This is a genomic window from Micromonospora sp. NPDC050397 (genome assembly GCF_044901685.1).
Taxonomy (GTDB): domain Bacteria; phylum Actinomycetota; class Actinomycetes; order Mycobacteriales; family Micromonosporaceae; genus Micromonospora_G.
Genome location: NZ_JBJDPS010000001.1, coordinates 742,499 through 766,747, shown reverse-complemented (window position 1 = coordinate 766,747; position 24,249 = coordinate 742,499). Strand labels below are relative to the sequence as shown.

15 protein-coding genes are annotated in these 24,249 nt (G+C 73.5%); 4 read left to right on the top strand and 11 right to left on the bottom strand.

The window, feature by feature from the left end; genetic code table 11:
• The first annotated feature begins 276 nt into the window (after window positions 1–276).
• Genes ACI2K4_RS02910 through ACI2K4_RS02895 form a run of 4 tightly spaced genes read left to right on the top strand, consistent with a single transcriptional unit; the run spans window position 277 to window position 10,796 of the window.
• Window positions 277–5,820 (top strand): amino acid adenylation domain-containing protein, encoded by a 5,544-nt coding sequence (locus ACI2K4_RS02910; RefSeq protein WP_404508232.1) that lies wholly within the window; start codon window positions 277–279, stop codon window positions 5,818–5,820.
• Complete coding sequence (locus ACI2K4_RS02905; protein ID WP_404508230.1) at window positions 5,810–7,354, top strand: class I adenylate-forming enzyme family protein; 1,545 nt, start codon at window positions 5,810–5,812, stop codon at window positions 7,352–7,354. The genes ACI2K4_RS02910 and ACI2K4_RS02905 overlap by 11 nt, the downstream gene beginning before the upstream one ends.
• Entirely contained in the window at window positions 7,351–10,536 is a 3,186-nt protein-coding gene (locus ACI2K4_RS02900) for an amino acid adenylation domain-containing protein (protein WP_404508229.1), read from the top strand. Before ACI2K4_RS02905 ends, ACI2K4_RS02900 begins: the two co-directional genes overlap by 4 nt.
• Window positions 10,533–10,796 carry an acyl carrier protein gene (locus ACI2K4_RS02895; RefSeq protein WP_404508227.1) on the top strand — a complete coding sequence of 88 codons (264 nt, stop codon included), beginning with the start codon at window positions 10,533–10,535 and terminating at the stop codon, window positions 10,794–10,796. The genes ACI2K4_RS02900 and ACI2K4_RS02895 overlap by 4 nt, the downstream gene beginning before the upstream one ends.
• Here ACI2K4_RS02895 and ACI2K4_RS02890 read toward each other — a convergent pair.
• The 11 genes from ACI2K4_RS02890 to ACI2K4_RS02840 form a co-directional block, all read right to left on the bottom strand.
• On the bottom strand, window positions 10,793–11,656 hold the full coding sequence (locus ACI2K4_RS02890) for a TylF/MycF family methyltransferase (protein ID WP_404508226.1): 864 nt from the start codon (window positions 11,654–11,656) through the stop codon (window positions 10,793–10,795). The genes ACI2K4_RS02895 and ACI2K4_RS02890 overlap by 4 nt on opposite strands.
• 61 nt (window positions 11,657–11,717) lie before the next feature.
• Entirely contained in the window at window positions 11,718–13,298 is a 1,581-nt protein-coding gene (locus tag ACI2K4_RS02885) for a hypothetical protein (protein ID WP_404508224.1), read from the bottom strand.
• Window positions 13,295–14,617 carry a glycosyltransferase family 4 protein gene (locus ACI2K4_RS02880; RefSeq protein WP_404508223.1) on the bottom strand — a complete coding sequence of 441 codons (1,323 nt, stop codon included), beginning with the start codon at window positions 14,615–14,617 and terminating at the stop codon, window positions 13,295–13,297. The genes ACI2K4_RS02885 and ACI2K4_RS02880 overlap by 4 nt, the downstream gene beginning before the upstream one ends.
• A complete protein-coding gene (locus tag ACI2K4_RS02875) occupies window positions 14,605–15,756 on the bottom strand; it encodes a glycosyltransferase family 2 protein (RefSeq protein WP_404508222.1) in 1,152 nt (383 codons plus the stop codon). The genes ACI2K4_RS02880 and ACI2K4_RS02875 overlap by 13 nt, the downstream gene beginning before the upstream one ends.
• Window positions 15,753–17,198, bottom strand: coding sequence for an O-antigen ligase family protein (locus ACI2K4_RS02870; protein ID WP_404508221.1), 1,446 nt, complete (start codon window positions 17,196–17,198; stop codon window positions 15,753–15,755). Before ACI2K4_RS02870 ends, ACI2K4_RS02875 begins: the two co-directional genes overlap by 4 nt.
• Window positions 17,195–18,472, bottom strand: a complete 1,278-nt coding sequence (locus ACI2K4_RS02865) for a glycosyltransferase (RefSeq protein ID WP_404508219.1) — start codon at window positions 18,470–18,472, stop codon at window positions 17,195–17,197. Before ACI2K4_RS02865 ends, ACI2K4_RS02870 begins: the two co-directional genes overlap by 4 nt.
• On the bottom strand, window positions 18,465–19,808 hold the full coding sequence (locus ACI2K4_RS02860) for a glycosyltransferase family 2 protein (RefSeq protein WP_404508218.1): 1,344 nt from the start codon (window positions 19,806–19,808) through the stop codon (window positions 18,465–18,467). Before ACI2K4_RS02860 ends, ACI2K4_RS02865 begins: the two co-directional genes overlap by 8 nt.
• Complete coding sequence (locus ACI2K4_RS02855) at window positions 19,805–20,659, bottom strand: class I SAM-dependent methyltransferase (protein ID WP_404508216.1); 855 nt, start codon at window positions 20,657–20,659, stop codon at window positions 19,805–19,807. Before ACI2K4_RS02855 ends, ACI2K4_RS02860 begins: the two co-directional genes overlap by 4 nt.
• The gene (locus ACI2K4_RS02850) at window positions 20,656–21,576 is read right to left on the bottom strand and encodes a methyltransferase domain-containing protein (protein WP_404508215.1); all 921 of its coding nucleotides are present in this window, start codon (window positions 21,574–21,576) and stop codon (window positions 20,656–20,658) included. The genes ACI2K4_RS02855 and ACI2K4_RS02850 overlap by 4 nt, the downstream gene beginning before the upstream one ends.
• A complete protein-coding gene (locus ACI2K4_RS02845; RefSeq protein WP_404508214.1) occupies window positions 21,573–23,138 on the bottom strand; it encodes an oligosaccharide flippase family protein in 1,566 nt (521 codons plus the stop codon). The genes ACI2K4_RS02850 and ACI2K4_RS02845 overlap by 4 nt, the downstream gene beginning before the upstream one ends.
• Window positions 23,131–24,219 (bottom strand): sugar transferase, encoded by a 1,089-nt coding sequence (locus ACI2K4_RS02840; protein ID WP_404508213.1) that lies wholly within the window; start codon window positions 24,217–24,219, stop codon window positions 23,131–23,133. The genes ACI2K4_RS02845 and ACI2K4_RS02840 overlap by 8 nt, the downstream gene beginning before the upstream one ends.
• Window positions 24,220–24,249 lie beyond the last annotated feature (30 nt).

Below are 24,249 nucleotides of genomic sequence, written 5' to 3'. Positions count from 1 at the left end.
GAGAAGGTGCCCTTCGCTACAACGCGGACGAGCACGGGGAAAGCGCATTCCCGGCACTGTCGGTCCTATGTAGATGCCATCCGTGATTCGGCTTCAATCCGGCCGTGGTTCGGCTCCAATCCGGTGCCCCGTTCGGCCGATCCCCGGCGGCGACGCGCAACGGGCACACTGCGAATCGGAACGCCGACCTAACGCTGAGCGACGGTTCGGCCAACCCGCGCGGCAGGAACCCGACCACCCTCCCCTCCCGTTCTCGGCGGAATCGAGGCAGTCCACGTGACCGAGGTCGAGCTACCGGCAAGGCCGACCACCGTCGCGCCGCCGGTGATCCCGCGCCGGCCCGACGGCACCGCCCCGCTCTCCTTCGGGCAGGAACGGCTCTGGTTCATGGAGCAGTTCAGCCCCGGCACCGCCGCGTACGTCATCCCGGCTACCCTGCGCCTGCGCGGACCCCTCGACCACGACCTGCTGCGCCGGGCGCTCGACGCGGTCGCCGCGCGGCACGACAGCCTCCGGATGCGGTTCACCCAGTCCGTCGACGGCACGCCGGCCGTGGAGGTGGCCGCGTCGGTCACCGTCCCGCTGGTGACCGTCGACGCGGACGACGCCGAACGGGCCCGCGAGCTGGTCGCCGAGGCGGCGCGGCAACCGTTCGACCTGGCCGAGGCACCGCTGCTGCGTGGGTTGCTGGTCCGCCTCGGCGAGACCGACCACGTGCTGCACCTCGCCGCCCACCACATCGTCACCGACGGCTGGTCGTTCGACCTGCTCCTCGGTGAGCTGGCCGGGCAGTACGCCGGACAGCTCGACCGACGGGCGGCACCGGCCCCGCCTGCCGTACGGTACGGCGACTACGCCGCCTGGCAGCGCGAACGCGTCGACGGCCCGGCCGTACGCGGCCAACTCGACTACTGGCGCCAGGCCCTGGCCGACGTACCGCCGCTGGAGCTGCCGACCGACCGGCCGCGCCCGGCCGAGCAGGGACACGAGGGCGCCACCCACCGGTTCACGCTCGACGCCGCGCTCACCGAGGAGCTGCGTCGGTTCGGCCGGAGCCAGCGCGCGACGCTCTACATGACGCTGCTCGCCGGGTTGCAGACGCTGCTGTTCCGCTGGTCCGGGCAACGCGACTTCGCGGTCGGCTCCCCGGTGGCCGGTCGGGTGGTGCCGGAGCTGGAGGGTCTGGTCGGCCTGTTCATCAACACGATCGCGCTCCGCGCCGACCTGTCGGTGGCGCCCGGCGGCGACCCGACCGGCGCCGGGTCGACCCGGAACGGGTCGGCGGGCGAGCCGGACTTCGCGACGGTGCTCGGGCGTACCCGGGCCGTGGCGATCCGCGCGCTGGCCCGCCAGGAGGTCCCGTTCGAACGCCTGGTGCAGGAGCTGAACGTGCCCCGCGACGTCAGCCGCGCCCCGGTCTTCCAGGTGATGTTCGCGTTGCAGAACTACGCCCGGGGCGCCAACGCCTGGCCGGGCGGGCTGGTCCCGGAGAGCTTCGGCACCGGCATCAGCAGCGCCCGCTACGACCTGGCGGTCTACCTCTCCGAGTCCGACGACGGTCTGCGCGGCAGCGTGCTGTACAACACCGCACTGTTCGACCCGGAGACGATGACCCGCCTCACCGACCACTACCGCAACCTGCTGCGCGCGGCGGTGGCCCGACCGGACCTGCCGGTGGTCGACCTCGACCTGCTCGGCCCGGCCGAACGTGACCGGGTGCTCGGCTTCGGCGCGTCCGCACCGGTCCCGCCGAGCCTCGGCGGGACCCGGGCGACCGCCGGGCCGACCCTCGCCGACCTGGTCAGCCCGTACGCGCGGACCACCCCGGAGACGCTCGCGGTGGTCTGTGGGGGTGACTCGGTCACGTACCGGGAGTTGGACCGGCGGGCCAACCGTCTCGCCCGGTACCTGCGCGGGCGGGGCGTCGGGCCGGACTCGCTGGTCGGGGTCTGCCTCGAACAGTCGGTCGAGCTAGCCGTCGCGCTGCTCGGCGTGCTCCGGGCCGGTGGGGCGTACCTGCCGCTGGACCCGGAACAGCCATCCGCCCGGCTCCGTGCCATGCTCGCCGACGCCCGACCGGCCCTGATCCTCACCGACACCACCCTGCGGGCGCACCTGGAGCCGGTGACCGACGCGCCGCTGAGCTGCCTGGACCTGGTCCGGGCCGAGATCGCCGCCGAGCCGGCGGAGCGCCCGCGCACCGGGGTCGGACCGGAGAACCTCGCGTACGTCATCTACACCTCGGGCTCCACCGGCACGCCGAAGGGGGTGGCGGTGGCCCACCGGCAGGTGCGTCACTACCTCGACGGCGTCGCGGACCGTCTGGAGGTCACACCCGCCGGCCGGTACGCCCTGCTCCAGTCGATGTCGTTCGACTTCAGCGTCACCGTCTTCTACCTCGCCCTGGCCACCGGCGGCACGGTCCACCTGGTCCCCCGCCGCTGCACCGGCGCGGAACTCGCCGACGAGCTGCGCACGCACCGGATCGACTACCTGAAGATGACCCCGTCGCACCTGGCCGCGCTCGCCGCCGACGTGCCACCGGGCGCGCTGCTGCCCCGGCGGGCCCTGCTGCTCGGCGGGGAGTCGTCGGAGCTGGCCTGGGCGGCGGGGCTGGCCGGTGGCGGCACGGCGGTGTTCAACCACTACGGGCCGACCGAGGCGACGGTGGGCGTCACCACGTACCGCGTACCGGCGACCGCGACGGGTCCGGGGACGGCGCCGATCGGCACGCCGCTGCCGTACGCCCGGGTCCACCTGCTCGACCACCGACTGCGTCCGGTGCCGGTCGGCACCGTCGGGGAGATCTACCTCGGCGGCGACCGGCTGGCCCGGGGCTACCTGAACCAACCCGGACTCACCGCGCAACGCTTTGTCGCCGACCCGTTCGGGGCGCCCGGTGGGCGGCTCTACCGCACCGGCGACCTGGGCCGGTGGCGGGCCGACGGGCAACTGGTCTTCCTCGGTCGGGGCGACCACCAGGTCAAGATCCGTGGTTACCGGGTCGAGCTGGGCGAGGTGGAGGCCGCGCTGCGGGAGCACGACGCGGTGGTGCAGGCGGCGGTGCTGCTCCGCGACGACCGGCTGGTCGCCTACCTGGAGCGGCGAGCCGACGGCGGCGACGCGGAGCCGGCGGCGCTGCGCCGGGCGCTCGCCGACCGGCTGCCGGAGTACATGATCCCCGGTCGTTTTGTCTGGCTCGACCGGCTGCCGTTGCAGGACCACGGCAAGGTCGACCGCCGGGCACTGCCCGCGCCCGCCGACAACCCGAGCACGGGTACGCGGACTCCGCCGCGGGGTCCGGTGGAGACCGTCATCGCCGGGGTCTGGCAGGCCGTGCTCGGCATCGCGGAGGTCGGCGCCACCGACGACTTCTTCGACCTCGGCGGGCACTCGCTGCTCGCCACCCAGGTGGTGGCCCGGCTCCGGCGCGACCTGCCGGGGACCACGACCGGACCGCTGCCGCCGATCACCGTGATGGACCTGTTCAAGCACCGGACCGTACGCGAGCTGGCCGAACTGGTCGCCGATGGTGCCGGCCCGGACGGCGGGCTGCTGCACGAGCTGACCCGACCGGTGCCGGCCGACCAACGGGTACGGTCACTGGTCTGCGTGCCGTACGGGGGCGGCAGCGCGGTGGTGTACCAGCCGCTCGCGGACGCGCTGCCACCCGGACACCGGCTCTACGCGGTGGCCGTACCCGGGCACGACATCGGTCTGGCCGACGACCCCCGGCCGATCCCGGAGGTGGCCCGCGAGGTCGCCGACGAGATCCTGGCCACGGTGGACGGCCCGCTCGCGCTCTACGGGCACTGCGGTCCGGGCGGGGCGCTGGCGGTGGAGGTGGCCCGCCTGCTCGAAGCGGCCGGCCGCGAACTGGACGCGCTCTACCTCGGCGGGGTGTTCCCGTTCGCCCGTCCGGTCGGCGGGATACTCGGGCCGCTGCTGCGGCTGCGGCTGGCCGAGCGGATCCGCAGCGACCGGATCTACCGCACCTGGTTGCAGGCACAGGGGGCGGACATCGGAGCGCTCGACCCGGAGGAGGCGGCGTTCCTGATCCGGGCGATGCGGCACGACGCCCGGGTCTCCGAGGACTACTTCACGTCGCTGGTGCACCAGCGACCCGATCGGCTGCGGGCGCCGGTCGTCTCCGTGGTCGGCGACCGCGACCGGGGCACCGAGTACGCCGAGGAACGGTTCCGGGAGTGGCACTTCCTCAGCGACCGCACCGCCCTGGCGGTGATCGACGAGGGCGGCCACTACTTCCTGAAGTACCGGGCCGCCGAGCTGGCCGAGATCGTCACCACCGTGGACCGCCGGCTGGACCAGCCACCGGTGCCGGTGGACGAGCCGTCGTCACCGGACCCGGCCTGGCGACTGGCCGAGGTCTCCTCGCGTACGCCGGTCGCGGGTGCCGATCCGGCGGCGGCACGGGGCAGCACGGCGGCGCACGGGACGGTCGGGGTGTCGACCCGGCGACCCGAGCCGAGCATGCGGCGGTTCGCCCTGGTCGCGGTCGGCCAGATCGTGACCATGAGCGGGACCGCGCTGACCAACTTCGCCCTGCCCCTCTGGATCTACCTGGAGACCGGGTCGCTGGCCCGGTTCGCCCTGTTCGCCGTACTCGGGCTGGTGCCGGGGCTGCTGGTGGCGCCGGTCGCCGGTGCGCTGATCGACCGCAGCAGCCGCCGTCGGATCATCCTGCTGGCCTGCTGCGCCGCCGGTGGGGCGAAACTCCTGGTGGCCGCCGCGCTGCTGGCCGACCGGTCCGAGGTGTGGCACTTCTACCTGCTGGTCGGCTGGCTCTCGGTGGCGCTGGCGTTCCAACGACTGGCCTTCGTCTCGGCCGTACCGCAACTCGTGCCGAAGCGCTACCTGGGCCACGCCAACGGCGTGACGCAGACCGCGACCGGGCTCACCCAGTTCATGGTGCCGCTGGTCGCGGTGGCGCTGCTGGAGGCGGTCGGGCTGCGCGGCATCCTGGTCATCGACGTGGTGGCGTACGGCTTCGCGATCGTGGTGCTGCTGGCCATCCGGTTCCCGGCGACGATGGCGCTGCGCCGCCGCGAGAGCATCGGCGCGGAGATCGCCGGCGGGTTGCGCTACTCGTGGCAGCGACGCGAGTTCCGGGCGATGCTGGTCTTCTTCGCCCTGCTCAACCTCTTCCTCTTCCCGGCGCTGTTCCTGCTCTCCCCGCTGGTGCTGGGCTTCGCCGAGCTGCCCGAGGTGGCCCGGACCGCACTGGTCGGCGGGCTCGGCGGGGCGGCCGGCGGACTGGTGATGCTGGTCTGGGGCGGTCCCCGGCACCGCCGGATGCGTACGGTGCTGATCGGCACCGTCGTGCTCGGCCTCGCCTGTGTGGTCACCGGTCTGCGGGCGGACCTGACCGTGGTCGCGGTCGGGGCGTTCGGCATGTACCTCGCGCTCGGCGTCGTCAACGGCGTCTACGCCACGGTGGTGCAGACCAAGGTGCCGCACCTCTTCCACGGCCGGGTCTTCGCGCTCAACCAGATGGTGGCCTGGTCCACCCTGCCGCTGGGCTGGGGGGTGATCGCACCACTCGCCTCGCGGTGGGTGGAACCGCTGCTGCAACCCGGCGGAGCGCTGGCGTCGACGGTGGGCGCGGTGATCGGGGTCGGGACCGGTCGGGGCATCGGGCTGCTCTACGTCGCCTTCGGGTTCTGCATCGTGGTCACCGCCGTGGTGTCGCTGCGGACCCGGGTGCTGGCGCGGTTCGACGACGAGGTGCCGGACGCTCCGCCGGACGACGTACTCGGCATCGAGGCACGGCAGGCGAGGGCGGGCACCGGTGGCAACTGAGACCAGCCGGCCGGGCGCCGGGGTTGGTGGACGGCATCCGGGCGGCCGGACCGTGCCGGAGGTGTTGAGCTGGCGGGCGGCGGCACACCCGGATCAGGTCGCGATCGAGGTGCACCGGGTGGCGACCCTGACCTTCGCCGAGTGGGAGCGGGACGCGACCTCGGTCGCCGCCGCGCTGCGCCAGCGCGGGCTGCGTACCGGTGACCCGGTCGGTCTGCTCTTCGGCGCACCCGGGTGGGCGGAGTTCGCGGTGGCGTACTGCGGGGTGCAGCGGGCCGGCGGGGTGGCCGTACCGCTCTCCGACCGGCTGGCCGCCAACCAGGTGCGGCAGGCGCTGGAGCACTGCTCGGCGACCCTCCTGGTGCACGGCGCCGGTACCACCGCCGCTGTGCCGGTGCCGACGGTGTCCGTGCCGGACCTGGTCGCCGAGGGGGCCGGGACCCCGGTGCCGGTCGACGTGGTCCGTCCCGGCGATCTAGCACAGATCCTCTACACCTCCGGCACGACCGGGCGACCCAAGGGCGTCGGCGCGACCCACGCGAACCTGACCGAATCCGCGCCCGGCAATCCGCGCCGGCTCGCCCTCGGGCACTCCGAACGGTTCGCGCACGCCTTCGCGATCGGCACCAACGCCGCCCAGACGATGCTGTTCAACGCGCTCACCGCCAGACCGACCGCGCTGACCCTGCCGCAGTTCACCCCGGCCCGGTTCGCCCGCCTGATCGAGTCCCCCGGCACCGGCACCGTCTTTGTCGTCCCGTCGATGGCGATCGAGCTGCTCAACTCCGGCGCGCTGGCCGGGCGCGACCTGTCCCGGGTGCACCTGGTCGGATCGACCGCCGCGCCGCTCGCGCCCGTGGTCGCCGCCCGGCTCGCCGCCGCGTTCCCGAACGCGGTGGTGGTCAACTACTACAGCTCGACCGAGGCGGCGCCCGCGCAGACCGCCATGATCTTCGACCCGGGTCGGCCGGACGCGGTCGGCCGGGCCAGCCCCGGTGCGCTGCGGATCGCCGACGAGCGGGGACGGCCGGTGCCGGCGGGCGGGACCGGGCAGGTCTGGCTGCGCTGCCGCCACCCGCGCGCCTACTACCGGGACGAGGAGGCCAGCCGGTCGACGTTCCGGGGCGAGTGGGTACGGATGGGTGACATCGGACGGATCGACGCCGAGGGTTACCTCTACCTCGCCGACCGGGACGGGGACGTGGTCAAGTCCGGCGCGTTCAAGATCTCCACCCTGGAGATCGAAGCCGCCCTGTACGAGCACCCGGGAATCGCCGAGACGGCCGTGGTCGGGGTGCCGCACCCGGTGCTCGGCAGCGCCGTCGCGGCCGTGGTGGTGCCGCACCCACGGACGCCGGCCACCGAACTGGCCCTGCCCGCGCTGCGCGCGTTCCTCACCGCCCGCCTGGCCGACTACCAGTTGCCGGCCCGGGTGCTGGTGGTCGACGAGCTGCCCCGCAACGAGGCCGGCAAGGTGCTCAAACGCCAACTGGTGACCCAACTCGCCGACACCCAGATCCCGGAGGGCCCGTGAACGACACCGCGACGACGTACGCCCAACACGCCGTCTGGTTCACCGAGCAGGCCGGCGTCGCGGGCAACGGCTACCACCTGGCGCTCGGGGTCCGGTTCGGGGCGGGGCTCGACCGGGTCGCGCTCGGCGCGGCGTGCGCGGCCGTGGTCGACCGGCACGAGGTGCTGAGCCTCGCGGTCGACCCGGGGCCGGACGGCGAGCCCCGGCTCGTCCCCGCCAGCGAGAAGATCTCCCTGGAGACCGGCGCGCTCACCGACGAGCGGGTCGGCGCGGAACTGGCCCGGCCGTTCGACCTGCGCCGGGGTCCACTGGCCCGGTTCACCCTGCTCTCCGGGGCACCGGACCGGCACCTGCTCCTGGTCACGGCACATCATCTGGTCTTCGACGGGATGTCCAAGGACGTGCTCCTCGCCGACCTGGCCACCGCGTACGCCGCCTCGGTGGCCGGCGAGCCGTGGGACATTGGCCCGGTCGAGCCGTACGCCGGGCCCGCCGCGACCGAACCCGTGGCCGAACCCGACCGTGTCGCCGAGGAGTTGCCGGCCGCCCGGCGGTTCTGGGCCGACCGCTGGTCGCCGCCGGTCGACGTGGTCCTGCCCGGCCTGAACCGGGTGCCGACCGCCGCCGAACCCGGCGCCACGGTGGAGTTCGCCCTCGCGCCGGACCTGGTCGCCGGAGTCGACCGGGTCACCCAGCTGGTCGGCGTGAGCCGGTTCGAACTGCTCCTCGCCACGGTGCACACACTGCTCGACCGGTACGGCAACCGGAACCTGCCGGTCGGCGTCGCGCTGTCCACCCGTACTCCCGGCACCGGCGGGCAGGTCGGGCTCCTGGTCAACGAGTTGCCGCTGCACCCGCCCGCGCCGACGGGCAGCTTCCGGGACTACGTCCGCGCGGTCCGGGCCGGGGTACGCGAGGTCTACCGCTTCCGGCACGTGCCACTGGCCCGAGCCGTGGCTGGGCTGCGTCCGGCACCCGCGCTGACCCCGGTGTCGGTCGGCTACCGGCGCCGCACCGCCGCACCGGAGTTCCCCGGCACCACCGTCGACGTCGCCTGGACGATGTTCAACGGCACCGCCCGCAACGCGCTGCACGTGCAGGTCGTGGACGGCCCGGACGAGGTGCGGGTCAGCCTCCAGCACAGTCCGACGGCGGTCGACACCGCCTCGGTGCGACGGATCGCCGGGCACCTGCGCACCGTGTTGGCGGCGGTGGTCGAGGACCCGGACCGGCCGGTGGAGACGCTGCCACTGTTGCCGCCGGACGAACACGCCCAGGTGGTGCTGCTGGCAAACGACACCGCGCGCGACTATCCGACCGGCGTCACCGTGCCGGCCCTCTTCGCCGACCGGGTGCGCCTGGCACCGGAGGCGGTCGCGGTGGTCGACGGTGACCGACGCCTGACGTACGCCGATCTCGACGCGGTGAGCGGCCGGCTGACCACGGTGCTGCGCGGCCGGGGCGTCGGCCTCGGCGCGCTGGTCGCGGTCGTGCTCGACCGGTCCTGGCAGGCGGTCGCGGCCCTGCTGGCGGTACAGCGGGCCGGGGCCGCCTACCTGCCGGTCGACCCGGCCTATCCGACCCAGCGGCAGGCGATGATCCTCGCCGACGCCCGGCCAGCGCTGGTCGTCACGACCGCACCGGTCGCCGCCGGCCTGGAGCCGGGGCACCCGGTGCTCACCGTGGACGACCTCGAACCCGGTGGGCCGGCGGCGTCGACTCCGGCCGAATCGCCGCCGCCGGTCAAGGCCGGCGACCTGGCGTACGTCATCTACACCTCCGGCTCGACCGGCCGCCCGAAGGGGGTGGCGGTACGTCACGACGCTCTGGCGAACCTGCTGCTCGGCCTGCGTGACCTGCTGGCTAGTCGGCCGGAGGACCGTTGGCTGGCACTGACCTCGCTGTCCTTCGACATCTCCGGGGTCGAGTTGTACCTGCCGCTGCTGACCGGTGCGAGCGTGGTGGTCGCCGCCGGTACGCACGCGGCGGACGGGCCGGCGGTGTGCCGGCTGATCCGCGAGCACGGGGTCACCCACGTCCAGGCCACCCCGTCCGGCTGGCGGATCCTGCTCGACGCCGGCTTCGGCGCGGGCGGCTCGCCCGGGGCGGTCCCGCCTGCCGGCGCGGGCGGAAGCGTTGCGGTCGCGCCCACCGGCGCGGGCGGGGTGGTGGCGCTGGCCGGCGGCGAGGCGTTGCCGCTGCCGCTGGCCCGGGAACTGCGGGCCCGGGTCGCCCGCCTGGTCAACCTCTACGGACCGACCGAGGCGACGATCTGGGCCACCGCCGACGACCTGGCCGAGGAGCCGGAGCGGGTGACCATCGGGACGCCGCTGCCGAACACGCGCGGGTACGTGCTGGACGACCGGATGCGTCCGCTGCCGGTGGGTGTGCCCGGCGAGTTGTACCTCGGCGGGCGGGGCGTGGCCGTCGGCTACCTGCGCCAGCCGGAACTGACCGACGAACGGTTCCCGCCGGACCCGTTCGTACCCGCCGGACCGGTCGGTCCGCCGCCCCGGCTCTACCGCACCGGTGACCTCGCGATCCGGCTGCCGGACGGCCGGCTGGACTTTGTCGGCCGGACCGACCAGCAGGTCAAGATCCGGGGCCACCGGGTCGAGTTGGGGGAGGTCGAGGCCCGGTTGGCGACCCATCCGGGGGTGCTCGCCTCGGCGGTGCTGCTGCGCGGCGAAGCCACCGAGGCACGGCTGGTGGCGTACGTCGTACCGGTCGGTGCCGCGCCGGAGCCGGGAGGGCTGCGCAACCATCTCGCGCAGACCCTCCCCTCGGCCGTGCTGCCGAACGCCTGGGTCTTCCTGGACCGGCTGCCGCTCACCCCGAACGGCAAGCTGGACCGGGCCGCCCTGCCCGACCCGCCGCCACCCGACCGGACCGCGGCCCCCGGCGCCGGGGCGCACGGCGAGGTGCTGCCCGGCGACCCGGACGACGAGACCGACGAGGTGGTCCGGCAGATCCGGACGATCTGGCAGGACGTGCTCCAGATCAGCGAGATAGCGCTCGACGAGGACCTCTTCGACCTGGGTGGACACTCGCTCACCATCACCCGGATCAGCGGCCGGATCCACCAGCGGCTGGGCGTCGAGGTACCGCTGGAGGTCTTCTTCGACACACCGACGATCGCGGAGATCGCCGAGTTCGTACGAGAGTCGGGAGGTGGACGGTGAGCGGCGACGACATTTTGCGTCGACGGCTGGCCGAGTTGGTCAACGAGGTCACCGACGGGGCGGTCGGGGCGGACGACGCGCTGGTCGACGGCGCGTCGCTGGTCGCCCTGGGCGTGGACTCGCTGGGGCTGCTCCGGCTCATCGACGCGATCGAGGTCGAGTACGACGTCGAACTCGATCTGACCGCCGGCGGTTACGCGCTGGCCACCCTGGACGACCTCGCCGACCACCTCACCGCCCACCTGGGCTCGACCGCTTAGTGGGTGCGCTGCCAGTAACGACAGGTCCAGTCGACCTGGTGGAGTTCGTCGGTGATGCCGAACTCGGCCCGGAAGTCGTCCACCGCCTGCTTGCAGCCGCGTACGGCGTGGTAGTCGTCGATGATGACGTAACCGCCGACGGAGAGCTTCGGGTAGAGCGACCGGAGCGCCACGTCGGTGGAGTCGTAGAGGTCCCCGTCGAGCCGCATCACCGCGATCCGGTCGACCGGCGCCTTCGGCAGGGTGTCCTCGAACCAGCCCGGCAGGAAGACGACCTGGTCGTCGAGGAGACCGTACCGCCGGAAGTTGCCCTTGACCTGGTCCAGCGAGACGGCGAGGAAGGGCACGCTCCAGAGCGCGTCCTCGACGTCCTCGACCCGGCGCGGGTCCGGCTTGGGCAGGCCACGGAACGAGTCGGCGACCCAGACCCGGCGGTCCCGGTCGCCGTACGCCTTGAGCATGGCGCGCATGAAGATGCAGGCGCCGCCCCGCCACACCCCGGTCTCGATCAGGTCACCGGGCACGCCGCGTTCGAGCACGTCACGTACGCAGGACTCCAGGTTGTCCAGCCGACGCAGGCCGATCATGGTCTCCGCCTCCGGGGGCCAGTCCCGGCCGTCCTCGCGCGCCTCGGCGCTGAACGGGAAGCGCAGCACCAACTCCATGCCGCGCTGGTGCAGCAGCCGCTGTCCCCGCCGGTAGACCGCTCCCCGCAGCGACCGGCGGCGCGGCTGGAACGGGGTCCAGGTCTCGCCGAACGCGTACCGGGTCAGGGTCTTCTTCAACAGGTCGCAGTAAAGCTGGCGGGGGTCGTCGAGGCTCGGTTCGGCGACCCGCGCCGGGGACAGGTAATCGCTCATCTTCTTTCCTTCACTGGGATGCTTCTTCACTCGTTGGTTGTCGCGCGGAGCCCACGGGGGATCACTCCTCGGGCTGCTTCTCCGGCAGTACGTGGTGACTGGCCCGGCCGCCGACCGCCGTCCGGCCGCGCCCGGGGCGGAGCAGGTCGTCGAGTTCGCCGAAGCGGTAGCCGATGCCGCTGCCGTCGGATCCGATCGCCGGCAGGACGGTGGTGTTGCCGTCCCGCCAGGCCCCGGTGACCGCGAGGTCGTCGCGCCGGGCCCCGCTGGGCAGTGCCGACCGTCCGATGACCGGGTTCCTCGGTGTGATCGCCGGCCAGGCCGACGGGAGCGCCTCGGCCCGCTCCCCGGCCGCGCCCACGACCAGTACGCCGGCCAGGGGCGCCCCGAGCCGTTGGATCAGCAGTGCCGCCCGGGATGCTTCCGCCTGCCCGGTGCTGTCCGGGTAGACCACGAGCAGCACACCGTCGGCGTGCTGGGCGAGTGCGGCCAGTTCCCGGCCGGCCAGCACGGGTGGCGCGTTGCAGATGACGAGGTCGCCCCGGGCCGCGAAGACGTCGAGCAGCGCGCCGACCTGCCCGATCTGGACGGATCGGGAGTTGAGGTGCAGCCCGACCGGGTCGGCGGGCAGCACGGTCAGACCCGGGCCGTTACCGGTCTGTGGCAGCAGCCCGTCGGCGACCGCCTCCTGGATCGTGGAGCCGGGCGAGTCGGGAAAGTAGCCGGCGATGACCGGCTTGGCGAGGTGCCCCTCCACCAGGGTGACCCGCTCCTGCTGACCGGCCAGCCCCAGGGCGAGGATGCCGGTCACCAGCGCGGTCCGGTCGTCCTCACGGACGCCGGCGACCAGCAGTCGTCGCCGGGGCAACGCGGTGGTCAGGACGCTCACCGCGGCGACCGCGGCGTCGGTCGCGGCCCGCACGTCCGCGCGGGCGTACACCACCCGGGCCCGACCGCGTAGGAACCGGCGTGGCAGCCGGGGAAAGACACCCAGGATCGGCAGGCCGAGCTGTGCCTCGATGCGGCTGAGCCCGCGCAACCGCCCGTCCAGCCGCTCCCGCAGCGAGGCCAGCCCGAGTCCGATCAACAGCCCGGCCAGCGCACCGAGGGCGATGTTGAGCAACGGCTTCGGCGAGGTCGGCCGGGACGGCGGCCCGGCCCGGTCGAGCGGCTGCGCGGAGACCGCCGACTGACCGGCGATCCGCAGCCGGGTGATCTGCCGGGTGACCGCGTCGACCGCGCCGTTGGCGATCGTCGCCGCCCGGACGCCCGAACTCGCGCTCGCGGTGACCGTGACGATCTGGAGGCCGAGTTCGAAGCCGCCCTCGATCTTCCCGTTCACGGCCTTCGTGGGGAGCCCGAGCGCGGCGGCGGCGTCCTGGGCCACCTCGCCGGACTCGGCCAGCCGGGCGATCGTCGGGGCGAGGTTCTGGGCCAGCGCGATGTCGGCCTGGGCGACCCCGCCCTCGTCGTTACGGGTGCCGGCGACGACCATGATGGTCGCGGTCGCCTCGTACGTCGGCGGCGTGAACATGGTCACCACCTGCGCCCCGGCGAGCCCGGCGCAGAGGCCGAGCAGGGGCAGTCCGGCGCGCCGCCGGACGGCGCGCAGGAATGCCCAGGAAACCGCTGGTCGGATCATGACGTTCTCGCCTTCTGCGCGTCCGGTACGGACCGGCCCGATGTGCCCGCCGGAGCGCCGGCCGGGTCGTGGTGGCCGACCGCACCGCCGGCCGGGTCGTGGTGGCCGACCGCACCGCCGGCCGGCTCGTGCCGGCCCACCGCACCGCCGGCACCGGTCGACGCTGGTTCGGGACTCGCGCCCCCGGTCAACTGCCGCCAGACCCGGCACATGCTGTCGGCCGTACCCGTCCAACTGAATTCGGTGGTGGCGCGGGACACCCCCTGGGTGGCCAGCCGCTGGGCGAAGTCGCGGTTGTCGCGCAGCCGGGCCAGCCGATCGGTCAGCGCCAGCACGTCCCCGGCCGGATAGGTCAACCCGGCGGTGCCGATCACGTACGGAATCTCCCCCACGTCACTGCCGACGACCGGCACCCCGCACGCCATCGCCTCCACCAGGACCCGGCCGAACTGCTCCCGGAGCGGGATGCCGATCCATCGGACCAGGTTGCGCTGGATCACCTCGATCGACGGCAGCACCAGCACGTCCATCCGGGAGAGCAGCCTGGGCAGGTCGGCGTGGTCGGTCCAGCCGTGCAGGCGTACCCGTCCGGGTCGGCTGTCGGCGAGCCGTTCGATCTCCGGGCGCAGGCTGCCCCCACCCACCGCGAGCAGGTCACAGTCGAGCAAGTCGACGGCCCGGAGCAGGTCACGCACGCCCTTGTGCGGCTCCAGCCGTCCGACGAAGCCCACGGTGAAGCGCTCCGACGACGGCCGGGGCGACGCGCGGGGGCGGAACAGAGCGGTGTCCACACCCAACGGAACGATGGTCGCCGCCCCCCGGTAACCCTTGGCTCGCAGCACACCGAGCGCCGCGGGGGTGATCGGGAAGGCGTGGTCGACGGTGTCGTACGCCTGCCGTTCCAGTCGCGGGAACGGGACCGGGAAGCGCATCACGATGTTCTGGGCCGCGTAGAGCGTGATCGGGGTGCCGGCCCAGTACCGCTGGCGCATCCGGATCGCCTGCCACGTGGTCAGGTAGGCGGCCTCGCCGATGACGTGTACGACGTCCGGGCGCTGGCCGCCGAGCAGGCGCCCGGTGCCCGGCCGGAACAGCACCGAGGCCATGTGCCCGGTGCGGTCCTCGCCGAGCAGGTGTGGCACCAGGTGGTAGCGCAGGTTCGGCCGTTGCCGGGCCAGCCGGTCCAGCGCCCGGTGGGTCGGCGCGGAGACGTCGGCGGCGAGCACCGTCAGGGTGACCTCCGGTCGGTCGCAGAGGGCCGCGAACAGCGCGGTCCAGTGCTCGGTACGTTTGCCCGCCGCCGTTATCAGGACGTGCATGGAGGCCGCCTTTCGAGAAGCTCGGGGGTGGCGGTGACGCGTTCGGGAACGGTGGTGGTGTGCGGCCGGTCGGCAACGGTGGTGGCGTGCGGCCGTTCAGGGTCGGCGGTGGCGGGCGGCAGAACGGGGTCGGCGGTGGCACGCAGCCGTTCGGGGTCGGCGGTGAGCGCGATCCGGGCCACGCCCGTCCAGGCCCGGGCCCGGGTGGCGGCGGCGCGGGGCCGCATGCCCAGCCGGATGCCGGCGAGTCCGATCCCGAGCACCGCGCGGAGCAGGACGGCGACCCGCACCAACGGGTAGCTGCGCGGTCGGTGGCGGGCGAAGAACCGCAGCAGGCTCCGGTAGAGGTGGGGCCAGATCCAGCTCGGGTCGGCGCTGCTGGCACCGCCGACGTGGGTGGCCCGCACGGTGGGCAGGTAGACCACCTCGGCGCCCCGGCGCCACGCCTGCAGACACAGCTCCTCGTCCTCGTAGTAGAGGAAGTAGCCCTCGTCGAGGCCGCCGATGTCGCGCAGGACGCTGGCCCGTACGGCGAGGCAGGCACCGGAGAGCCAGTCGACGGGGACCGGGGCGGCCGGGCGGCGGCACGCGTCGTACGCGTCGCGGCGGCGGCGCCCGCTGACCAGCCGGCGCAGCGCGACCGGCACCAGGGCACCACCGAACCGGGAGGCCAGCACGCTGGTCAGCGACTCGAACGGGTGGGCGCTGATCGCCACCCGACCGTCCCGACCGAGCAGCCGTGGACCGGCGATCCCGACCTCCGGACGCCGGCGCAGGAGCCCGACCAGTTCGTACGCGGTCTCCGCCGGGACCTCGCAGTCCGGGTTGACCAGCAGTACGACGTCCGTCCCTACCCCGGTGAACGCCTGGTTGACCGCGCGGGCGAAGCCGACGTTGACCTCGTTCACGGTCAGGTGCACGGCCGGGAAGTCGCGGGCGACGATCGCGGGCGTGCCGTCGGTCGAGGCGTTGTCGACCACCCGTACCGCGAGCCCGGCCCGCAGCAGCGGGTCGAGTGCGCGGGCCAACTCGCGGGCGGAGTTGTGGGTGACGATGATCGCGGTGGCCGGCGCGCCGGTCGTCGCCCCGGCCGCGCCGGTGCCCGGCCGGGCGGCCTGGTCCTGTGGGTACCTGGTCATCGCGGCACCGCCGGTTCCCGTACCACCCAGACGGACCCGCCACCCGGGACGGTCGACGGGGTGAGGCGGACCAACTCGCGCGGGCGCGCCTGCCCCGACCACGTTTCGGCCGAGGGCGGGGCGGTACCGGGCGGTCCGGTGGTTTGGGGGACGCGTTCGGCGGCGGGCAGGTCGACCCGGCCGTTGGAGAGCCCGGTGGCTCGGGCGGTGAGCAGGGTCAGGGCCGGCAACAGACCCAGCTCCCAGTGTCCCTCGGTCGGCCCGGCGAAGAACGCGCCGAGAAGGAACCCGCAGGTCAGAGCGGCGAAGGCAAGTGGCATGCCGTCCCGCTCCGCAAATCCCACCCGGAGCGTACGCAGCACCGGCCAGAGCACCGCGCAGAGCCCGATCAGCCCGAGGTTGGCCAGGACCAGCACGTAGAACGCGTGGTAGATCGGACCGACGTCGGTCATGCCCATGCCGGGCAGGTATATGCCCTGGGTGGACTGCCCCAACCCGGCACCGGCGAACGGCTGGGTGGAGAAGACGTCGACCCCGACGGACGCCTCGGGTGCCCGGTGGCCCGCCGACCGGCCGAGCGCCGAGGTGATCACCAAGGCCCGCTCCCGGACGCCGGCGGAGAGGCTGAGCAGGGCCAGCAGCAGGATGCCGACGGCGGCCGTGGTCGCGACACCGCGCCGGATCACCGGCCCGCCCCGGATCACCATGATCGCGACGGCGAGTCCGGCGGCCAGCCAGATCGAACGGTAGGAGGCGAGGACGACATCCGCGGCGAACCCGGCGGCGACGAGCACCAGGGCGATCCGGCGCCAGCCCCGGGTCCGTCCGACGAGCACCATCAGCGGTGGCAGGGCCAGCGAGGAGAGCAGTCCGCCGTGCCGCCCGGGGGTGGCGAGTTCGGCGGCGGTCAGCACGGTCGCCGTACCGAGGTAGAGCAGCCCGGCCGCGCGCAGCGACCGCGCGTCGGCGAGGGTGTGCGTGGCGACGAAGAAGTAACCCGGGATGATGGAGATCTGGTACGCGGCCACGATGACGTACATCGGCACGTTTCCCCGGACCAGACCGTAGATCGCGGCGAGCGCGGTCAGCGCGGCCAGGGCCAGCATCGCGGTGTCGGTGCTGGTGCGTTTCGGCCGCTCCCCGGGTAGCAGCATCCGCCGGACCACCACCGCCGCACAGCCGGTCAGCAGGATCAGCGTGTGCATGATGATGACCGAGCGGATGCCACCGTCGCCGAGGAAGACTCCGGCGATGGTGCCGCCGATGATGCCGAACGGCAGCACCGCCCACGGCCAGAGGGTGAACCCGATCAGGCAGAGCACACCGCAGGCGGCGGTCAGGCCGAGGTCGCCGGGAAGGCCCACGAGCGGCAGGACGACGGCCACGCCACCGGCCGCGCCGGCGATCAGCACGCCGGGCGGGACCACCCGCGCGGCGATCACCGGGTCACCACCGGCTCGGCCGGGGCGCCGGGACGCGCCGCGCCGCCGGACGGCCCGCCGCCCGGCCAGGACGGTTCGGACGGTCCGGCTGGTCCCGACGATCCGGCTGGTCCCGACGATCCGGCTGGTTCGGGTCCGGTGCCGGGTCCCGCGCTCAGCTCCGTGAGCAGGCCACGAAGCTGGTCGCCGCGTACGGACCAACTGTTGGCGACGGCCACCGCCCGACGGCGGGCGAACTCGTCCGGGTGGTGCGCCTCGCGTAGCGCCGCCGACACGGCCGCCACGAAGGCGGGGACGTCACCGGCCAGCCGGACCGGACCGGCCGCGCTCGCCGCCAGCCGTGCCAGGGCCGGCAGCGGGGTGGCGACCACCGGCTTGCCGACCGCCAGGTATTCGTAGCACTTCTTCGGGTGGACGTAGTCGATCAGCCCACCGACCCGGTACGGGATGAGGCCGACGTCGCAGCCCCGCAACACGGCCGGCGCGTCGGCGTACGGCACGGCGTCGAACAGCCGTACGTTGGCCAGCCCGCGCAGCGGCGCGTACCCGGCCGGGGTCGCGGGTCCGACCAGGACGAACGTCCAGTCGGGTCGGGACCGGGCGACACCGGCGACGAGTTCGGCGTCGAACGCCCTGCTGTCGATCGCGCCGAGGTAGCCGAGCCGGGGTCGGGGCAGCCGGTCCAGCCAGCTCGCGCTCGGCCCGTCGGGGGTGAACCGGTCCGGGTCACAGCCGTTCGGCAGCACCACCGCCGGTCGACGCGACGGCGGCAGCCGCTCGGGCAGTGCGGAGGAGGAGGCGAGCACGAGGTCCGCCGCGCCGACCGCGTCCCGCAGCCCGCGCCGCAGGTGCCAGCGGTTCCACCGGCGGGTGAAGGTCCAGTCGAGGTCGGTGGCGTCGTAGACGACCGCCCGCTCGCCCAGCTCTCCGACGACCGGCGCGGCGAGGTCCTCGTCGAGCCAGAGCAGTCGAGGTCCGGGCCGCCGGTCGAGCCAGCGGCGCAGCCAGGTCGAGGTGAGCCGCCGGGTGAGCTGGTTGACCGGGGGCAACTGCCGGCCGTACGGGAGCGGGCTCGGCGGCACCGCGTGCCAGATGGAGTCCGCCACCGGCCGTACGCCGCATCGCCAGTGCGGGCGGTTGCCGGGCGGGTCGACAAAGAGCACCCGGTGGTCGGCGGCGAGTTGCCGGGCCAGCGCGTGTTGCCGGTGCGCGGCGGCCCGCCACGGGCTCCCGCTGAACATCAGCACCCAGTCCGGGTCGGCCCGGTCAGCCACGGGACGGCTCCAGCACCGGCATGTCCGGGGTGCCGGGCAGGATCGCGTCCTCGCCGAGCCGCCCGGCCAGCGCCACCGCCCGGTCGTCGACCCGCAGCATCCGGGCGCCGGGACGCTGGTCGAGCCAGCGGCGCAGCAGCGCCGCCGCGACCCTGCGGTTGACCGAGTCCGCCAGGGGCAGCCGACGACCGAACGGGAGCACGGTCGGCAGGCTCGCCTGCCAGACCGATTCCCCGGCCGGCCGGATCACCGACCGCCACCGGACGAACCGCGCCGGTGGGTCGACAAAGAGGACCCGACGGTCCGCGTCCAGCGCCTCGACCAGCACCGCGCGGTGCCGACCGGTCTGCGTCCACGGGTCCGCGCTGGCCAGCACGACCCAGTCACGGATGTCGCCGTCGGGCAGCGGGCCGACGTCGCCACGGAGGGCGGCCCGGAGGTCGGCGAAGCCGAGCGTCACCGGACGGCCGAAGATCCGCTTGATCACGTGGTCGGCGTAGACCGCCGCCCGGAAGATCGGCAGCCGGTAGGCCGGTTCGGTCAGCCGGAGGTAGCAGACCAGGCTGCCGAGCAGGTGGCGGAACCGGACCGACGGCCCCAGCAGTCGGCACGAGGCGCCCCTGGTGTGGGTGACCACCGCGTCCGGGATCATCCAGAGCTGGTGCCCGGCGCCCTGGAGCGTACGGGCGAGCACCGCGTCGTTCCAGTAGATCGGGAACCGCTCGTCGAAGATGTGGTCGGCCGGCAGCACCGAGCGGCGCAGCAGCATGCAGCTACCCGAGGCGAGCGGCCGAGGGCGGGAGAAGTCCTGCCCGCGCATCTGGAACGTGTGCAGCGCCCGCCGGAACACCGGGATCCGGCGGGCGGCGGTGACCAGGGCGATGGTCGCGGCGAAGCTCGGTAGCTGCACGTAGTGCTGCTGGAAGGTGCCGTCCGGGTTGAGGTAGAGCGGGCTGACCCCGGCCGCGTCGGGATGCTCGCCCAGAAACTCGACCATCGTGTCCAGTGCGCCCGGGTGACAGACCACGTCGCTGTTGAGCAGCAGGATCAGCTCCCCGGTCGCCTCCCGGTACGCCTGGTTGACCGCGGCGGCGAAGCCGACGTTGCGCCGGTTGCGGATCAACCGCACGTCCGGCTGCGCGGCGAGCAGTTCGGCCGAGCCGTCGCGGGAACCGTTGTCGACCGCCACCACCTCGAAGCGCTGTCCCGGGCCGGTGGTGGCCCGCAACGACTCCAGGCAGCGCCGGGTCTCGTCCCGGGTGTTCCAGTTCACCAGCAGTACGGAGACCAGTGGCCTACGCTGCTGCGCTTCCCCGGTGACCGGCTGCCGGTTCACGCGGTCGCTCCCGCGTCGTGGCGGGCGACCAACCGGATCGCGTCGCCCAGGGTGGGATGGCTGACCCGGGGCGACCCGCTCGCCACCCAGTCGGCGAGCAGCAGCCCCCGGGCGTGGCGCAGTCGACCCCAGGGTTGCCAGTAGAACCGGGAGAAGATCGTGTCCTGGCGGACGATCCGGAAACCGCACTCGCGGACCAGCCGGGTCAACGACTCGGGACTGAAGTGCCACCGGTGGTAACGGGGCTGGAGGTGGGGCCAGGCTCCGCCGAGCCGGCCGGCGGCGGCCGAAGCGATGTTCGGCACCTCCAACGCCAACCAACCACCCGGCACCAACGCATCACGCGCCGCCCGCAGAAACTCCCGAGGCTCCTCCACATGCTCCAACACATGGAACGCACACACCGCCTCCACCGAACGAACCGGCGCCACCACCTCGAAACAACCCACCCGTACCGGCACACCCAACCGCTCCCGCGCGAACCGGGCCGCCGACTCGGAAACCTCCACACCCTCCGCCGCGATCCCCACCCCCCGCGCCGCCTCCACAAAAAACCCACCCGCCGAACCCGCCTCCACCAACGAAGACGGCCGCGCCACCGACAACAACCACCGCAACCGCCGACCCGACTCGAACCGACGCGGCCCACTCAAGAAATAGTCCTCATAACCCTCACCCTGGAAATACGACTCGTCATACAACTCCACCGGCGGCGGCGAATCAGCCGCCGTCCACGAAAACGCACACGACCCACACCGCCACAACACCCCACCCAACACACTCCGATGCCCACCACGACGCCCACACAACAAACAGCGGGCCAGTTCCACCTGACCGGTCTGACCGATCATGACGTTCTCCTCCGGGTGCTGGTCGGTAGTTGGGCGACGACCCGCAGCAGGTCGCCGAGGCGGGGGTGGGTGAGCCGGGGCGAGCGGATGCCCACCAGGTCGGCGGGGAGCAGATGGTGCAGGTGACGCCAGCGGTATCGGGCCGGCATGTAGTAACGGAAGACCGCGGTGTCCTGGCGGACGATCCGGAAACCGCACTCGCGGACCAGCCGGGTCAACGACTCGGGACTGAAGTGCCACCGGTGGTAACGCGGCTGAAGGCCGGGCCACGCGTGGCCGAGCCGGCCGGCGGCGGCCGAAGCGATGTTCGGCACCTCCAACGCCAACCAACCACCCGGCACCAACGCATCACGCGCCGCCCGCAGAAACTCCCGAGGCTCCTCCACATGCTCCAACACATGGAACGCACACACCGCCTCCACCGAACGAACCGGCGCCACCACCTCGAAACAACCCACCCGTACCGGCACACCCAACCGCTCCCGCGCGAACCGGGCCGCCGACTCGGAAACCTCCACACCCTCCGCCGCGATCCCCACCCCCCGCGCCGCCTCCACAAAAAACCCACCCGCCGAACCCGCCTCCACCAACGAAGACGGCCGCGCCACCGACAACAACCACCGCAACCGCCGACCCGACTCGAACCGACGCGGCCCACTCAAGAAATAGTCCTCATAACCCTCACCCTGGAAATACGACTCGTCATACAACTCCACCGGCGGCGGCGAATCAGCCGCCGTCCACGAAAACGCACACGACCCACACCGCCACAACACCCCACCCAACACACTCCGATGCCCACCACGACGCCCACACAACAGGCAGGTCGCGAGCGCGGCCGGGGAGGTGTCCGGGGTCGGCGGTGCGCCCGGGGTCGACGGTGTGCCCGGGGCGGGCGAGAGTCCGGGGGCGCTCATCCGACACCCACCCGGCTCGGCGCCACCGGCGGGTCGACCCGGCGCAGCAGCGTACGCAGCCGGGCCCGGTCGCCCGCGCCCACCGCCCCCACGGCGGCGAGCAGTACGGCGGCGACCAGGAGGGTGAGCCCGCCCCGGGTCAGCACGGCCAGTGCCGCGTCCAGCCGTCCCGGGCCGTCCGGCAGGTACGGGGCGGCGAGCGCGCCGACCAGGCCGGCGACGAGCGCGACCACGCTCGGCGGCCAGCCGACCCGCAGCAACGGTCCGATCGCCCGACCGGTACGGCGGTGGAAGTGCACCAGGAAGTAGGCGGTGCTCAGCAGGACCGCTAGCGCGGTGGCGGTGGGCACCCCGGCCGGACCCAGCAGGTGCAGCAGGGGGATGGTGAGGGTGAGGTTGAGCAGCACCGAGAGGACGGCGTAGGTGGTTTCCAGGCCGGGCCGGCCCTCGACCCGGGTGACGATGGCGGTCGCCCCGACGGCGAGGCTGAGCGCGTAACAGGGGGCCAGGATGACGATGTTCAGCGCCGCCCAGGCGACCGGTTGCCCCAGCCAGAGCCGGACCAGCGGGTCGGCGCAGACCATCAGTGCCGCCGCGCCCGGCACGACAAAGAGGCTCAGGTAGCGGGTGGTGGTCAGGTTGAAGCGGTCCAGCCAGCCCGGCCCCTCCCGGGCGGCGCGGTCGACGGCCATCGGGAAGAGGGCGAGCAGCACGAACCCCGGCACCAGCCGGAGCAGGGTGAGCAGCCGTCCACCGAGTTCGAAGCCACCCGCGACGGCCGGTCCGAAGAAGCCGCCGAGGACGAACCGGTCCAGGTCGGTGTTGACCGCGCCGGCCGCGCTGGTCACCTGCACCCGCAGGCCGTAGCCGCTGACCACGCGCAGGTCGGTCCGGCGCAGGTCCCGCAGCCGGGGCGACAGTCGTGGCTGGTGGCGCCGGGCGACCGCGACCAGGAGCAGCGTCCGTACGGCGCTGGTGGCCGCCGCCGACGCGGCGAGCGCGGCCAGACCACCGCCGAGGCGTACCACGGCGACGGCGAGGCCGGCGCCGAGCAACGCGGTGCCACCGGTGGTCCAGGCGATCGGCCCGTACCGCTGCGACCCCTCCAGCAGCGCCCGCCAGGGCAGCGCCACCCCGTCGAAGAGGAGCCCGACCAGCAGCGCCACCGCCGCCTGCCGGGCCTCGACGGCCAGGTCACCGAAATTGAGCAGGCGGACCAGCCAGGGCCAGCAGGCCACCGTCGCGGCGAGCGCGGTGACACCGAGGCAGACGGCCCAGCCGAGACCGAGACCGAGCACGGCCCGGGTCCGCCGCTGGTCGGTGCCGGCGCCGTTCGCGGCGACCTCGCGGACCAGGGCGGAGCCGAGTCCGAGGTCGACCAGGGCGAGCACCGCGACCAGACCGTTGAGCAGGACCCAGACACCGAACTCGCGTGCTCCGAGCCGGTCGTAGACGATCGGGAGCGAGACCAGGCCGGCCAGGGCCGTGATCGCGCGGGCGCCGAGCAGGCTGACCGTGTTCCGGGTGACCCTGCGCCCGGCCGCCGCGGTCGTCTCAGCCACGGGGGAACCCCCGGAAGAGGTCGATCACGGTCAGCGTGAGCAGGGTCAGGTCCAGCCGGACCGATCGACAGTTGAGGTAGAGCAGGTCGCAGCGGAGCTTTTCCTCGACCGTGGCGGCGTACCCGCCGGTGAGCTGGGCGATGCCGGTCATTCCCGGCCGGATCCGGTGGCGCAGGTCGTAGTGGGGCAGGCGGCGGAAGTCGGCGACGAACTCGGGCCGCTCCGGGCGGGGGCCGACCAGGCTCATCTCTCCCCGCAGGACGTTCCACAACTGCGGCAACTCGTCCAGGCGGGACCGGCGCAGCAGCCGGCCCACCCGGGTGATCCGGTTGTCGTCGACGGCCACCAGCACCGGTCCGGTCTCCCGTTCGGCGTCGACCCGCATGGTCCGGAACTTCACCATCCGGAACAGCCGGCCACCGGCGCCCACCCGGGTCTGGAAGTAGAGCGGCGGACCGCTGCAACTCACCGCCGCCATGATCAGCAGCATCACCGGGACCGAGAGCGGAGCGGTGAGGAGGGCCAGCGCCAGGTCGACGCAGCGCTTCGCCGGTTCCTTGCCGGGCCAGCGGGTGCTCCACTGCAGTCTCAGCCACGGCAGTCCGCCGAACCGGCGTAGCCGGGCCGGGCGGAGCAGCCCGTACACCGGTCGGGCGAGCACCCAGATCTCGACGTCGTGTGCCAGGCAGGCGGCCATCAGGCGCTCGTCGACGCTGTCGAGCGAGTGTTTGAGCAGCAGCAGTTTCGGCCGGTGACGGGTCAGCGCCGCGTCCAGCCGGTCCGCCGCCTGTACCAGCGGCATCCGGACCATGACGTCGAACTCGTCGTCCAGCCGGTCCGCCGGTGCGGGTTCGCCGGCCGACTCCACCACCACCGCACGGGTGAGGCCACGGGCGGGCGGCCCGGCGGTCCGGGCGGGCGGCGGGGCGAGTCGTGGGTCGCCCTTCTCCGCCAGGCCACGGATCACCGCGACCAGATCGTCGTGCTGACCCCCGGGCGGGGCGAGGAGCTCACGCGCCGCGTTGTCGAGCTGGGCCGCTCCGGTCTCGAAGCTGGCCGGCCGGACCGAGACCTTTCTCAACTTCCCCAAACCCCTCGTACGCGAAATACG